We start from the raw sequence: 12991 nt of genomic DNA on the forward strand, positions 1-12991 counted from the left end.
ACGCGGCCGGATGAGCCGGCCGTCAACCCGCCGGCTGGATCTCGGCGATGTTCAGCTCCCACACGGGGTTGTACACGGCGCCGGTGATCTCGTCGGTGGTGGCGAAGTTCTTCCCCGGCACGATGAGCGGCACGAACGGCCCCTCCTGCTGCATGTGTTCGGCGAACTCGGTGAACGCCGCAGTCCGTTCCTCCGGATCGGTCGCCGTGCTCGCAGACGTCGCCAGCTCCGCGATCTCACCTGCTGCGGCCTCGTCCCATCCGGCGCGTTCGCCGACCGTGAGGCCCGGACCGAAGGGCAGGAAGTTCGCCGAGTCCGCGTAGTCGGGGCCCCAGAACCACAGCCCGAAGCCTTCCTGACCGCCGGTGTACAGGTCGAGCTCCGTGGCGAAGGGCTGACCGGCAAGCTCCACGTCGATGCCGGCATCGCCCAGCTGGGCCTGGATGCGCTCGGCGAGCGGGGTGAACTCGACGCCGCCGACCGGGTAGTCGTTCGGGTACTGCAGTGTCAACGTCTCGCCGTCGTACCCTGCCGCGTCGAGCGCCTCCTGCGCGCGATCGAGATCCTGTTCGACGCCCGCGTCGAGAGAGCCTTCGAAGCCAGGCGGGATGACGCCGGTCGCCTGGAGGGCGCCTTCGCCGGCGAGTTCGAGCAGACCGTCGTAGTCGAGTGCGTAGCGCACGGCCTCCGCGATGTCGGTGTTCGCCATGTCGCCGGCGACCTCGTCGTTCTGGTTGAAGAGCAGGAAGATCGTCTGCGCGGAAGCCACGGGGTTCACCGCCAGACCATCACCGTCGCCCAGGCCGCTGACCTGGTCGCCGTTGAGATCCAACGCCGCCATGGTGTCGCCGCCCTGCAGGTTGATCAGCTGAGTGGCGCTCTCGGTCACGTTGCGCACGACGACGCGGTCGTATGCGACGTTCTCGTCCCCTGTGTAGTCGGGGTTCTTCGTCAGCACGACCTGCGAGGTCAGGTCGAGCGTCTCGAGAACGTAGGGGCCCGAGCCGGCCGATTCGCCATCGAGGAACTCCTGGGCCGAGTCGGAGCCGTCCGTTGCGCCGCCGTTCTCCTCGACGACCTCCTGGTTCAGGATGCCCAGGGCCGGGTTGGCGAGGATCGCCGGCAGCTGCAGGCTCGGCGTCTCGGTCGTGAAACGGATCGTGCTGTCGTCGACCTTCTCGATCGTGAGGCCCTCGAGCAGGAAGTGCGGCTTGGCCGACTCCAGGCTCTGAATGCGTTGCAGAGTGAAGACGACATCGTCCGCGGTGACCTCGGTGCCGTCAGAGAAGGTGCGACCATCGTCGAGTGTGAAGACGAACTCGGTCGCGTCGTCGTTCTGCTCCCAGCTCGCCAGCCCCGGCTGCGGATCAGCGACGTCAGCGCCTTCGAAGGTCACCAGCGTCTCGTAGAGGGCCTTCGCGATCATGTTGCCCGTGGGATCGTAGCTGTGGCCGGGGTCAGCCGTCTCGATCGAGAACGCGGCGTCGATGACGAGCGAACCCCCGCTCTCCCCTCCGGCATCACCCGAGTCGTTGGCGGAGTTTCCGCCCGAGCATCCGGCAAGAGCAATGACCGCGGCGGTGCCGAGGGCGACGGCGGGAAGCCGGAGCGTGCGAGGGATCATGAGGGACTCCTGAGGACGAAGCGGCAGCAGCTGGATGAGCACTGTGGACAACGGCGATCAGAATGACACGATGTGCGACTATTTGTCCATTGAGACCGTGCGACTGAAACACAGTCGTCACACGTTCGGAGGCTGACCTGCAGAATGTCCAACTCAAGCCGAAACGAGCCGGGTCCTGCCGGACGAAATGCTGCCCTCGACGACATCTCCTATCAGATCCTCGATTCGATGCGTGCCAACGGCAGGATCTCCATCGCCGCCCTCGCTGAGCAGGTGGGAATCTCGCGCTCGAGTGCCTACACGCGAGTCGAGAACCTGATGCAGACGGGCGTCATCACCGGCTTCTCAGCACAGATAGACGCATCGCGCGCTGGGCTGTCGGTATGCGCCCTCGTATTCGTCACCGTGCTGCCGCAGTCATGGGCGTCGTTTCGCGACCGGATCACCGAGCTGCCCGACATCGAATACTGCGCGATCACCACCGGGGAGCACGACGCGATGCTGCTCGTGCGCGCAACCGACGTGAGCGGCATTCACACGCTGACGACCGGCGTGATCGCGACGCTGCCCGAGGTGCGCACCGTGGTCAGTGTCGTCGTGCTCGACGAGGTCGTCCGCAGGCCGTACGTGCTGCCGACCGATCTGCCGGAGCGCGAAAGCGTTTCGCAGCTGGGCATGACTCGCTGGACGCCCGCCGCCGAAGGGCGCGCGTCGATGACGTCAGAAGGCGGCTAGCGACTCTGCGAGGTCATTCCTCCTGCACTTCCTCGCACACGCTGAGCTGCGCGGAACCGTGCATCTCGTAGTGTTCGACGAGCCGCAGAAGTCCGTCCTGCTCCCGTATGTCACTGTTGCCCTCCCCTTCGACGACGGTGCCGTCCTTTCGGAGCACGTGGACGAAGGACACACGGATCGCACGCGGCGCACGGACGCCGACGAAGCGGCCGAAGGTCACGGTGTCGCCGTCGTACTCGCCCCAGATCGCACCGTCCCGCTCGGAGTAGCGGAAGACCGTGGGAGAGGCGGGGTCGACGCGCGACGTCGTAGAGGAGACCATGCGGAACACCCGGCCGTCGAGGGAGGGAAGCGAAGAAGAGGTCATCGGGCGATTATGCCCGCCACCCGCTGTGCGCAGAGTGCCGGATGTGCCCAGCGCACCCTCGTACGCGGCGCCGGCACCGCGATTCACCACCTCCCCCGCCCGGCTCCCACTCACCCCATCCGGATAGACTTGACCCACCCCGGCCCGCCCCCGCCTCAGGAGCCCCACGCGTGACCACAGAACACGTCGCTGACACCGTCGAGAACGCCGCCGCAACGCCCGAGAAGGAGCAGCCGTACGGCGCTCTCGGCCTGAAGGACGACGAGTACGACCAGATCCGCGAGATCCTGGGCCGCCGCCCCACCAGCGGCGAGCTGGCGATGTACTCGGTGATGTGGAGCGAGCACTGCTCCTACAAGTCGAGCAAGAAGTACCTGCGCCGCTTCGGCGACAAGGTCACCGATGAGATGCGCGAGCGCCTCATGGTCGGCATGGGCCAGAACGCAGGCGTCGTCGACGTCGGCGAGGGCTGGGCGGTCACCTTCAAGGTCGAGAGCCACAACCACCCCTCGTACATCGAGCCGTTCCAGGGCGCGGCCACGGGCGTGGGCGGCATCGTCCGCGACATCATCTCGATGGGCGCGCGCCCCGTCGCGATCATGGACCAGCTCCGCTTCGGCGCCATCGACCATCCGGACACCGCCCGCGTCGTGCACGGCGTGGTCTCAGGAATCTCCTCGTACGGCAACAGCCTCGGCCTTCCCAACATCGGCGGCGAGACCGTGTTCGACTCGGTCTACCAGGCCAACCCTCTCGTCAACGCCCTCGCGGTCGGCGTGATGCGCCACGAGGACATCCGGCTCGCCAACGCCACAGGCGCGGGCAACAAGGTCGTGCTGTTCGGTGCCCGCACGGGCGGCGACGGCATCGGCGGCGCCTCGATCCTCGCCTCGGACTCGTTCGACGACGGCGGTCCGACCAAGCGCCCCGCCGTGCAGGTCGGCGACCCGTTCGCCGAGAAGGTGCTCATCGAGTGCTGCCTCGAGCTGTACCGCGACGACCTGGTCGAGGCGATCCAGGATCTCGGCGCCGCCGGAATCTCCTGCGCCACCAGCGAGCTGGCAGCCAACGGCGGCAGCGGCATGAACGTCGAGCTCACCGAGGTGCTGCTGCGCGACCCATCGCTCACCGCAGAAGAGATCCTGATGAGCGAGTCGCAGGAGCGGATGATGGCGATCGTCGCTCCCGAGAAGCTCGACGCCTTCCTCTCCGTCGTGGACAAGTGGGACGTCGAGACCAGCGTGCTCGGCGAGGTCACCGGCGACGGCCGCCTGGTGATCACCTGGAACGGTGAGACCATCGTCGACGTCGACCCCTCGACGGTCGCCGTCGACGGACCGGTCTACGACCGTCCGGTCGCCTACCCGAGCTGGATCGACGCGCTGCAGGCCGACAGCGCTGCGAAGCTCGAGCGCTCGAACGATCCGGATGTCCTCAAGCAGCAGTTCGCAGATCTGGTCTCGAGCCCGAACCTGGCAGACACCAGTTGGATCACGAACCAGTACGACTACTACGTGCTCGGCAACACGGCACTGTCGTTCCCCGACGATGCCGGCATGATCCGGGTCGATGAGGAGTCGGGGCTCGGCTTCTCGATCGCGACGGACTGCAACGGCCGCTACTGCCAGCTCGACCCGAACCAGGGCGCGCAGCTGGCCCTCGCCGAGGCATATCGCAACGTCGCCGTCACCGGCGCGAAGCCGACTGCGGTCACCGACTGCCTCAACTTCGGCAGCCCGGAGAACCCCGAGGTGATGTGGCAGTTCTCCCAGGCCGTCGACGGCCTGTCGGACGCCTGCCAGGAGCTCGGCGTTCCGGTCACGGGCGGCAACGTGTCGTTCTACAACCAGACCGGCGACACCCCGATCCACCCGACCCCCGTGGTCGGCGTGCTCGGCATCATCGACGACGTCTCGCGCCGCGTGCCCAGCGGCTGGCAGGACCCCGGCCACAACATCTATCTCCTCGGCACCACCGCAACGGAGCTCGATGGCTCAGCGTGGGCGGATGTCGTGCACTCCCACCTCGGCGGGCGGCCTCCGAAGGTCGACCTCGATGCCGAGAAGCGCCTCGCCGGTCTGCTCGCGGCTGCGAACGACGAGTGGCTCGTCGCCAGTGCGCACGACCTGTCGACCGGCGGCCTCGCACAGGCGCTCACCGACAGCGTGCTGCGCTTCGGCGTCGGCGCGCGCGTCTGGCTCACCGAGATCATGGAGCGCGACGGCGTCGACGCCGCCACTGCGCTGTTCTCCGAGTCGACCGGCCGCGTGATCGTGTCCGTCCCGCGCGAGGACGACGTGAAGTTCCGCGGCCTGTGCACCGGCCGCGGCTACCCCGTCGCCCGCATCGGCGTAACCGACTCGGTCGCCGACCTCGAGGTGCAGGACGTGTTCACCTACTCCGCCGATGAGCTGCGCGAGCTGTCGTCGGCCACCCTGCAGAAGCACTTCGGCGAGACCGTCGCCGAACCCGTCGCGTAGAGACGTGTCAGGAGACCCCACCCGGATGTCGCAGATCAATCACTCGGAACTCGAGTCGGATGGCGAAGCCAGCGAGCTCTACTCGGAGCGCCGCAATCGGCGCATCCGGGCCGTCGCGTGGACGGCGATCATCGCGCTTCTGGTGACCGGCGGCGGCGCGAGCGCGTTCGCCCTGCTGTTCGGCTGACCTCGAGGCGGCGAGTCGCCGCGATGGGTGCGCCAGGCCGAACATCGGCCGCTCGGGCGCGACTCGCACTCGCGTCGCGCCGCCGCACTCCTTCCGACGGCGCGCCGTATGTCCCTCGGGCTTCCATCGAGCGGCGAGAATTGATGGAGTGAGCAACGTGACCCGTGAGACAGCAGACAGCAGCCGAAGCAAGCGCAAGAACGCGGGGGCTCGTGCGGTGCGCCTGACCGACCTCGACGAGGCGTTCGAGCGATACGCGACGCCGATGGCGAACCGAGACCTGATCCGAGCGATCTATGACAGCACCGACGTCGACGGCATCGTGGGCTTCGGCGACTACTTCCAGTTCAAGCGCCGCGGAGGCTATCCCGCCCTCGAGGTGCATCCGGGCTACACCAATGGCTTCCGCACCGAGCAGGACGTCACCCGCCGCGCCGGCGACAGCGTGCCGCGCTGGCCCAGCCGCCGCTTCCACGGCGCGTGGGGCATCGATCATCCGGTCGACGGCGGAAAGTCGACGGCTCGCTCCACGCGAACGGCCGGCTCTGCGGCGAAGCGCCCGTCGCGCAAGGCGCCCGCCGTGCCGGAGAAGCCCAAGCCGGTGTGCATGACCTGCTTCCTCGAGCTCCCCTCCACCGGCGTCTGCAGCAGCTGCGAGGGCTGAGCGCCTCACCTGGGCGCTTCGCGCGCCTCCTCCGCCGCCGCAGCCGCCCGCTCCAGCCACGCCGGGGTCTTCCCCGGGCGCTGCGGCGGCACCAGACGCCCCGCCTCCGAGTCGTCGACGAGCTGGTGCGCGCGGCGCTCTCGTGTGGCCTCCTGCTTGGCCGACATGATCCAGTGCCGCACCGCCTTGCGGTAGCCGGGCGTCGCCTCGGCGAGGAAGGCGACCGTACCGGGTGATGCGTCGACGATGCCCTGCAGCTCCGACGTGAGATCAGCCTCGGGGTTCTCATGCGAGTACGTTCCCGATCTCCCCGCCGACCGTCGCTCGAACGCAGCCATCCCGGCAGGGTGCATCCGGCCCTCCGCGGACAGCCGTTCGACGTGCGCGATGTTCACGCGCGACCACGTGCTCCTGGGCTTGCGCGGCGTCCAACGCTGCCTGCGCGAATCGTCGTCGATGCGCTGCGAGACCGAGTCGATCCACCCGAAGCACAGCGCTTCGATCACCGCATCGGCCCAGGTCAGGCCGCGATCCGGCACGTGCGCGAGGGACAGACCCATCCACAGTTCGGTCGCGGATTCGTGGTTCTGCTCGAGCCATGCCCGGAACTCCGCGGCATCGCGGAAGAACACTGCCGGCCGCTCCTCGGTGCCGCCTGGCGTGCCCGGCTGAGTCGTCGTCATGCGGACAGCATGCCACGACCCTCCGACATCCGGTCTTGACAGCATCGCAGTACTATGGTTCATTAGTCGAGTAACTAACCACCTAACCAACCGGGAGCGATGTGTTCGAAGACGACCGGCCGCTGTTCCTCCAGATCGCTGAGAGCGTGGAGGAGCAGATCATCGACGGCAGCCTCGCCGAGGAGGCGAAGGCGCCGTCCACCAACGAGCTGGCCGCCTTCCACCGCATCAATCCTGCAACCGCAGCGAAGGGGATCAGCATGCTCGTCGACAAGGAAGTGCTCTACAAGCGCCGCGGCATCGGCATGTTCGTCGCCGACGGCGCCCGCGATGTGCTCCTGCGCGAGCGTCGCGAAGCGTTCGTCACCGACTACGTCGCCCCCCTGCTCACCGAGGCCGGCCGCATCGGCCTCGCCCCAGAAGACGTTCGCGCGCTCCTCACCGAGCACGCGAAGACCCAGCCAGCCGAATGAAAGGTTCTGCGATGGACCCCGTCATCGAGGTGCACGACCTCACCAAACGCTACAAGGACACCCTCGCCCTCGACGGCGTCAGCTTCCGGGTCGAACGGAACGCCATCTACGGCTTTCTCGGCCGCAACGGCGCGGGCAAGACGACTGCGATGTCGATCCTCACCGCCCAGAACTTCGCCACATCCGGCACGGTCCGCGTCTTCGGCGAGGACCCTTACGAGAACCCCAGGGTGCTGAACCGGATGTGCTTCGTGCGCGAGAGCCAGAAGTATCCGGATGAGGCGAACGCCACGATCGCCTTCCGCTCGGCACGCCTGTTCTTCCCGCACTGGGACCAGCAGCTGTGCGAGCAGCTGATCGGAGACTTCCAGCTGCCGTTGAAGACACCGATCAAGAAGCTCTCGCGCGGGCAGCTCTCAGCGGTCGGCGTGATCATCGGGCTCGCCTCGCGCGCCGAGATCACCTTCTTCGACGAGCCGTACCTCGGCCTCGACGCGGTCGCGCGGCAGATCTTCTACGATCGGCTGCTCGAGGACTACGCCGAGCATCCGCGCACGATCCTGCTGTCGAGCCACCTCATCGACGAGATCGCGAACCTGATCGAGCGCGTGCTCGTGATCGACGACGGTCGGATCATCATGGACCAGTCCGCAGAGGATGCGCGCGGACAGGCCACCAACATCGTCGGCGATGCCGACCTGCTCGAGCCGTTCGTCCGGGGCCGCGAGGTGCTGCACCGCGAGGGTCTCGGCCGCGTCGCCAGCGTCACGTTCCTCGGCCGTCTCTCGCCGGACGAGCGCCGTGAAGTCGAAGCGGCTGGCCTCGATCTCGCGCCCGTGCCGCTGCAGCAGCTGATCGTCCGGATGACGCAGCGCGAGCCGAGCGATTCGGGGGCCGAGCGCTCCCCGACCACCGCACACACAGAAGGAGCCAAGCGATGACCTCCATCACCGCGACGCCGGCGCCGCGCCGGCAGAGCAGCCGCACCCTCAACGTCGTGCGCCTGCAGCTGATCAACACCCAGTCGTTCGTCTGGGTGCCCCTCATCATCCTGGCGGGGGCCGCGATCCTCTCGATCCTCATCTTCGCGATGATCCCGGGCGACGACGTCAAGGTGGCTGGAGCGGCGAACGCGCCGCTGTGGTATTTCGCGGCGCTGGGCATTCAGGCGATGACGCTCACGTTCCCGTTCTCTCAGGCGATGAGCATCACCCGACGCGAGTTCTTCGTCGGCACGCTCATCATCGGAGCGATCGGCGCCGCGATGATGGCCACGCTGTTCATCGCGCTGGCGGGCATCGAGCAGCTGACGAACGGGTACGGCGTGAACGGCCGGGTCGCCTACCTCGACTATCTCTTCGCGCCGGGCTGGCTCTCCGCATGGCTCAGCTACTTCACGTTCACGATCTTCCTGTTCGTGATGGGGTTCTGGATGGCGACGATCTGGAAGCGCTTCGGAACCTTCGCGGTCGTCTCGGTCGGCATATCGATCGGCCTCGCCGTCATGGCGACGATCTTCATCGTCACCCGCACCGGATCGTGGCCGTCGCTGATCGGCTGGTTCGTCGAGACCGGGGCGTTCGTGCTCACCCTCGGCGGCCTCGCCCTCACCGCCGTGCTCGCCGTCGGCGCCTACGCGACGCTGCGGCGCGCGACGGTGTAGCCGCGAGCGCCTACGTTCCTCGCGAGTGCCTACGAGATCTCGTAGGCACTCGCGAACTTCGTAGGCACTCGGGGGTCGAGCAGCTCGTCAGCTCGCCACGTGCCGCTCGTCCGGGCCGTCGTACTGCGACAGGGGGCGGATGAGCGCGTTCGATGCCTGCTGCTCCATGATGTGGGCCGTCCACCCTGTGACCCTGGCCGCGACGAAGAGCGGCGTGAAGGTCGCCGTGTCGAAGCCGAGCAGGTTGTAAGCAGGGCCCGACGGGTAGTCGAGGTTCGGGTAGATGCCCTTGCGCGCGACGAACTCGCTCTCCAGCCTCGTATACAGCTCGAGGACATCCGGACGCTCGCAGTGCTCGACCAGCGTCTCGAGCGCGGCTCTCATGGTCGGCACACGCGAGTCGCCGTGCTTGTAGACGCGGTGCCCGAAGCCCATGATCTTGCGCTTCTCGGCCAGCGCCTCCTCCAGCCACGGCACGACGCTGTCGGCGTCGCCGATCTCGTCGAACACGTGCATCACGGCCTCGTTGGCGCCGCCGTGCAGCGGGCCCTTGAGCGCGCCGACCGCTCCGACGACCGCCGAGTACAGGTCGCTCATCGTCGATGTGATCACTCGCGCTGTGAAGGTCGACGCGTTGAAGGAGTGCTCGGCGTACAGGATCATCGAGCTGTTGAACGCGTCGACGACGACCGGATCCGGTTCGGTGCCGAAGGTCATCCAGAGGAAGTTCGCCGCGTAGTCGAGGTCGTCGCGCGGGGCGACGAGATCCTCACCGCGGCGGCGGCGCTGACCGTAGGCGACGATCGCCGGCAGCTGCGCGTACAACCGGATCGCGCGGTCGATGTTCGTCTCGCGCGAGCCCGACGCCTCGAGCACGGATCCGCCGCCCGAGGCGTCGCACGCGCCGATCACGCTGATCGCGGTGCGCACATCGTCCATCGGGTGCGCACTGACGGGCACCAGGTCGATCGCGGCGCGCACCTCCGGCGCGAGGGAACGGTACGCGCGCTCTGCGGCCCCGAGCCGCGCCAGCTCCTCATCACTGGGCAGCTCGCCATGCCAGAGCAGGTGCGCGACGGCCTCGAACGGCTGCGTCGCGGCGAGCTCCTGCACGGGGTAGCCGCGGTACAGCAGGCTGTTCGTGTCGGGGTTCACCTTGCTGACCGCGGTCGTGTCGACCACGACGCCGGCAAGGCCCTTGTGAATCTCATCCGTCATCCGGTGCTCCTTCGCACATTCCGCCCTCGTGGGGCTCATCTGTCGATTTCGAAGTCGAACACGCCCTCGTCGAACCGGCTGTATCCGGAGTAGTCGATGAGGTCGTACAGGTCTGCTCGGTGCTGCATCTCGTCGAGGCGAGCGGTGAGGTGCCCCTCGTCGTTCAGCGTATCGAGCGCGCGCTCCGCGGCCCCCATCGCCATCCGCAGCAGCGAGACCGGCCAGATCACCATACGGACCCCCGCGTCGCGCAGCTGCTCAGTCGTGAACAGCTCGCTCTTGCCGAACTCGGTCATGTTCGCCAGCACCGGCACATCGACCGCATCCGTCACGGCGCGGAACTCGTCGAGGTCGCGCATCGCCTCGGGGAAGATCGCGTCGGCGCCCGCCTCGACGAGCTTGCGGATCCTGTCGATCGCCGCGTCGAGCCCGGCGACGGCGCGGATGTCGGTGCGCGCCATGATCAGGAAGTTCGGGTCGCGGCGGCCGTCGACCGCCGCGCGGATGCGCTGCAGCGCCGTCGGCTCGTCGACCACCTCTTTGCCGTCGAGATGGCCGCACCGCTTCGGGTTGACCTGGTCCTCGATGTGGCATCCGGCGAGCCCCGCGTCCTCGAGCGTCTGGATCGTGCGGGCCACGTTCATCGGCTCGCCGAAGCCGGTGTCGGCATCGACGATGGCAGGCAGGTCGGTCATCCGCGCGATCTGGCCGGCGCGCGCGGCGACCTCGGTGAGGGTGGTGAGGCCGATGTCGGGCAGTCCGAGATCGGCCGAGAGCACCGCACCGGAGATGTAGACGCCGTCGAAGCCCTTGCGCTCGATCAGCCGTGCCGACAGCGGGTTGAACGCGCCGGGAAGGCGCAGCAGCTCGCCGGAGTCGAGCCGCTCGCGGAACGCGCGCCGCTTCTCGTGAGCCGGAACCTGGGAGTACAGCATCAGAACAGCCCCCTCGGCGCCGGCACGGAGTCGAGCACACCGGGGCTGGCGACGATCGTCAGCTCGCGCACCTCATCCGGGGTCAGCTCCGGCAGGCGCTGGGCGAGGTTCAGGAAGCGCTCGATCTCCGCCGACTCGAGCACCGGCTCGGCGAGCAGACGGAACTTCGCGACGTAGTCGGGCCGGGAGAACGGGCGGGCGCCGAGCGGATGCGCGTCGGCGACGGCGATCTCCTGCTCGATCACCGAGCCGTCGGTCATCCGGATCTCCGCCCGGCCGCCGAAGGCCTTCTCATCCGGATCCTCCGAGTGGTAGCGGCGCGTCCACTCCTCGTCGAGCGCCGTCGTCACCCTGTGCCACAGCGCGACGGTGTCGGCGCGGCGGGCGCGCTGCGGCGCGTACGAGTCGACGTGGTGCCAGCCGCCGTCCTGCAGCGCCACCGTGAAGATGTACGGGATGGAGTGATCCAGCGTCTCGCGAGAGGCGTCGGGCGAGTACTTCTGCGGGTCGCCGGAGCCGGAGCCGATCACCACGTGCGTGTGGTGGCTGGTGTGCAGCACGATCGATTCGACGTTCGCCGGATCGCGCAACTCGGGTCGCTCGGTGCCGAGACGGCGGGCCAGGTCGATCCACGCCTGCGCCTGGTACTCGGCCGAATGCTCCTTCGTGTACGAATCGAGGATCGCCCGCTTGGCCTCGCCTGGCACGGGCAGCGGCACCTCGTAGCGGGCATCCGGGCCATCGAGCAGCCACGCGATCACGCCGTCCTCGCCCTCGTAGATCGGTGCGGGGCTGGTCTGCCCGCGCATTGACCTGTCGACGGCTTCGACGGCCATCTTGCCGGCGAACGCGGGGGCGTGCGCCTTCCACGTCGAGATCTCGCCCTTGCGCGACTGCCTGGTCGCGGTCGTGGTGTGCAGTCCCTGCGACACCGCCTGCGCGATCACATCGGCGTCGAGGCCGAGCAGCGTGCCGATGCCGGCCGCGGCAGACGGGCCGAGGTGGGCGACGTGGTCGATCTTGTGGCGGTGCAAGCTGATCGCGCGCACCAGATCCATCTGGATCTCGTAGCCGGTCGCGATGCCGCGCACGAGCGCCGCGCCGTCGGCGCCGACGTGCTGGGCGACGGCGGTGATCGGCGGGATGTTGTCACCGGGGTGCGAGTACTCCGCAGCGAGGAAGGTGTCGTGGTAGTCGAGCTCGCGCACGGCCACGCCGTTCGCCCACGCCGCCCATTCCGGGCTGGTCCGGACGGCCGCTGCGCAGCCGAACACGGTGCCGCCGTCGCCGCCGCGGGAGACCGGATGATCCAGGGCCTGTGCGCGTGCGGACGCGACCGGCGCGCGGGTGAGCGAGGCCGCGGCGACCGCGGCGTTGTCGATCACACGGTTGATCACCATGTCGACGACCTCGGCATCGACGGCGACCGGATCTGCGGCGACCTGTGCGATGCGGTGGGCGAGCTGCTCTTCGCGGGGCAGCTCCTCCTCGCTGCGGTGCATTCGCACCTGGTGGATCACTGTCATCCCGGCTCCTTCCGTCGATGCCCGCCCGGACTCGTGGTCCGCGCCGCGCCTGAGCGAGTCTACGGCCGGTCGTTCTCCTCGGCACCGGCACCGACGTGGTGCCGGATGACCTCGGCGACGACGAAGTTGAACCACTTCTCCGCGAACTCCGGGTCGAGATGGGCGTCTTCGGCGAGCGCGCGCAGGCGCGCCACCTGCTGCTTCTCCCGCTCCGGGTCGGAGGCGGGCAGATCATGGTTCGCCTTCAGATACCCGACCTGCTTCGTCGCGCGGAATCGCTCCGCGAGTATGTGCACGAGCGCCGCGTCGATGTTGTCGATGCTGGCGCGCAGGCGCAGCAGCGCCTGCATCGGGTCTTCGTTCATCTCATCCGCCACGGCTCGACGATACCGCGCCGCCCGCCGAGTGGCCCCCTTCGCTTCGAGTGGACCCGTTG

14 protein-coding genes are annotated in these 12991 nt (G+C 68.2%); 7 read left to right on the forward strand and 7 right to left on the reverse strand.

Annotated elements, in window-relative coordinates:
• Positions 1-22: 22 nt before the first annotated feature.
• Entirely contained in the window at positions 23-1624 is a 1602-nt protein-coding gene (locus tag CIK77_RS08590; RefSeq protein ID WP_087053704.1) for an ABC transporter substrate-binding protein, read from the reverse strand.
• Positions 1625-1768: 144 nt separating this feature from the next.
• Here CIK77_RS08590 and CIK77_RS08595 point away from each other — a divergent pair, with 144 nt between their 5' ends.
• The gene (locus CIK77_RS08595) at positions 1769-2359 is read left to right on the forward strand and encodes an Lrp/AsnC family transcriptional regulator (protein WP_087053703.1); all 591 of its coding nucleotides are present in this window, start codon (positions 1769-1771) and stop codon (positions 2357-2359) included.
• Between the two features lie 13 nt (positions 2360-2372).
• Here CIK77_RS08595 and CIK77_RS08600 read toward each other — a convergent pair whose 3' ends face one another.
• Positions 2373-2726, reverse strand: a complete 354-nt coding sequence (locus tag CIK77_RS08600) for a hypothetical protein (protein ID WP_249268458.1) — start codon at positions 2724-2726, stop codon at positions 2373-2375.
• Between the two features lie 170 nt (positions 2727-2896).
• Here CIK77_RS08600 and purL point away from each other — a divergent pair, with 170 nt between their 5' ends.
• From purL to CIK77_RS08610, 3 genes are all read left to right on the forward strand, one after another.
• Positions 2897-5206, forward strand: coding sequence for a phosphoribosylformylglycinamidine synthase subunit PurL (gene purL / locus CIK77_RS08605; RefSeq protein WP_087053523.1), 2310 nt, complete (start codon positions 2897-2899; stop codon positions 5204-5206).
• A 25-nt stretch (positions 5207-5231) separates the two neighbouring features.
• Positions 5232-5393, forward strand: coding sequence for a hypothetical protein (locus tag CIK77_RS17655; RefSeq protein ID WP_170934007.1), 162 nt, complete (start codon positions 5232-5234; stop codon positions 5391-5393).
• A 148-nt stretch (positions 5394-5541) separates the two neighbouring features.
• On the forward strand, positions 5542-6057 hold the full coding sequence (locus tag CIK77_RS08610; protein WP_087053522.1) for a hypothetical protein: 516 nt from the start codon (positions 5542-5544) through the stop codon (positions 6055-6057).
• A gap of 5 nt (positions 6058-6062) precedes the next feature.
• Here CIK77_RS08610 and CIK77_RS08615 read toward each other — a convergent pair whose 3' ends face one another.
• Positions 6063-6740, reverse strand: coding sequence for a YdeI/OmpD-associated family protein (locus tag CIK77_RS08615; protein WP_087053521.1), 678 nt, complete (start codon positions 6738-6740; stop codon positions 6063-6065).
• Between the two features lie 101 nt (positions 6741-6841).
• On the opposite strand from CIK77_RS08615, the gene CIK77_RS08620 reads away from it, so the two are divergent.
• The 3 genes from CIK77_RS08620 to CIK77_RS08630 are packed head-to-tail and all read left to right on the forward strand — an operon-like array spanning position 6842 to position 8876.
• Complete coding sequence (locus tag CIK77_RS08620; protein ID WP_087053520.1) at positions 6842-7213, forward strand: GntR family transcriptional regulator; 372 nt, start codon at positions 6842-6844, stop codon at positions 7211-7213.
• A gap of 11 nt (positions 7214-7224) precedes the next feature.
• Positions 7225-8154, forward strand: a complete 930-nt coding sequence (locus CIK77_RS08625; protein ID WP_087053519.1) for an ABC transporter ATP-binding protein — start codon at positions 7225-7227, stop codon at positions 8152-8154.
• A complete protein-coding gene (locus CIK77_RS08630) occupies positions 8151-8876 on the forward strand; it encodes a hypothetical protein (RefSeq protein WP_087053518.1) in 726 nt (241 codons plus the stop codon). Before CIK77_RS08625 ends, CIK77_RS08630 begins: the two co-directional genes overlap by 4 nt.
• Before the next feature lie 87 nt (positions 8877-8963).
• On the opposite strand, the gene CIK77_RS08635 is transcribed toward CIK77_RS08630, so the two are convergent.
• Genes CIK77_RS08635 through CIK77_RS08650 form a run of 4 tightly spaced genes read right to left on the reverse strand, consistent with a single transcriptional unit; the run spans position 8964 to position 12920 of the window.
• Complete coding sequence (locus CIK77_RS08635; protein WP_087053517.1) at positions 8964-10094, reverse strand: bifunctional 2-methylcitrate synthase/citrate synthase; 1131 nt, start codon at positions 10092-10094, stop codon at positions 8964-8966.
• A gap of 35 nt (positions 10095-10129) precedes the next feature.
• Positions 10130-11029 (reverse strand): methylisocitrate lyase, encoded by a 900-nt coding sequence (gene prpB, locus CIK77_RS08640; protein ID WP_087053516.1) that lies wholly within the window; start codon positions 11027-11029, stop codon positions 10130-10132.
• Positions 11029-12555: an MmgE/PrpD family protein gene (locus CIK77_RS08645; protein WP_087053515.1), complete on the reverse strand. Its 1527-nt coding sequence runs from the start codon at positions 12553-12555 to the stop codon at positions 11029-11031. Before CIK77_RS08645 ends, prpB begins: the two co-directional genes overlap by 1 nt.
• A gap of 59 nt (positions 12556-12614) precedes the next feature.
• The gene (locus CIK77_RS08650) at positions 12615-12920 is read right to left on the reverse strand and encodes a chorismate mutase (RefSeq protein ID WP_087053532.1); all 306 of its coding nucleotides are present in this window, start codon (positions 12918-12920) and stop codon (positions 12615-12617) included.
• Between the last annotated feature and the right edge of the window lie 71 nt (positions 12921-12991).

Source organism: Microbacterium sp. JB110 (assembly GCF_003335195.1).
Taxonomy (GTDB): domain Bacteria; phylum Actinomycetota; class Actinomycetes; order Actinomycetales; family Microbacteriaceae; genus Microbacterium.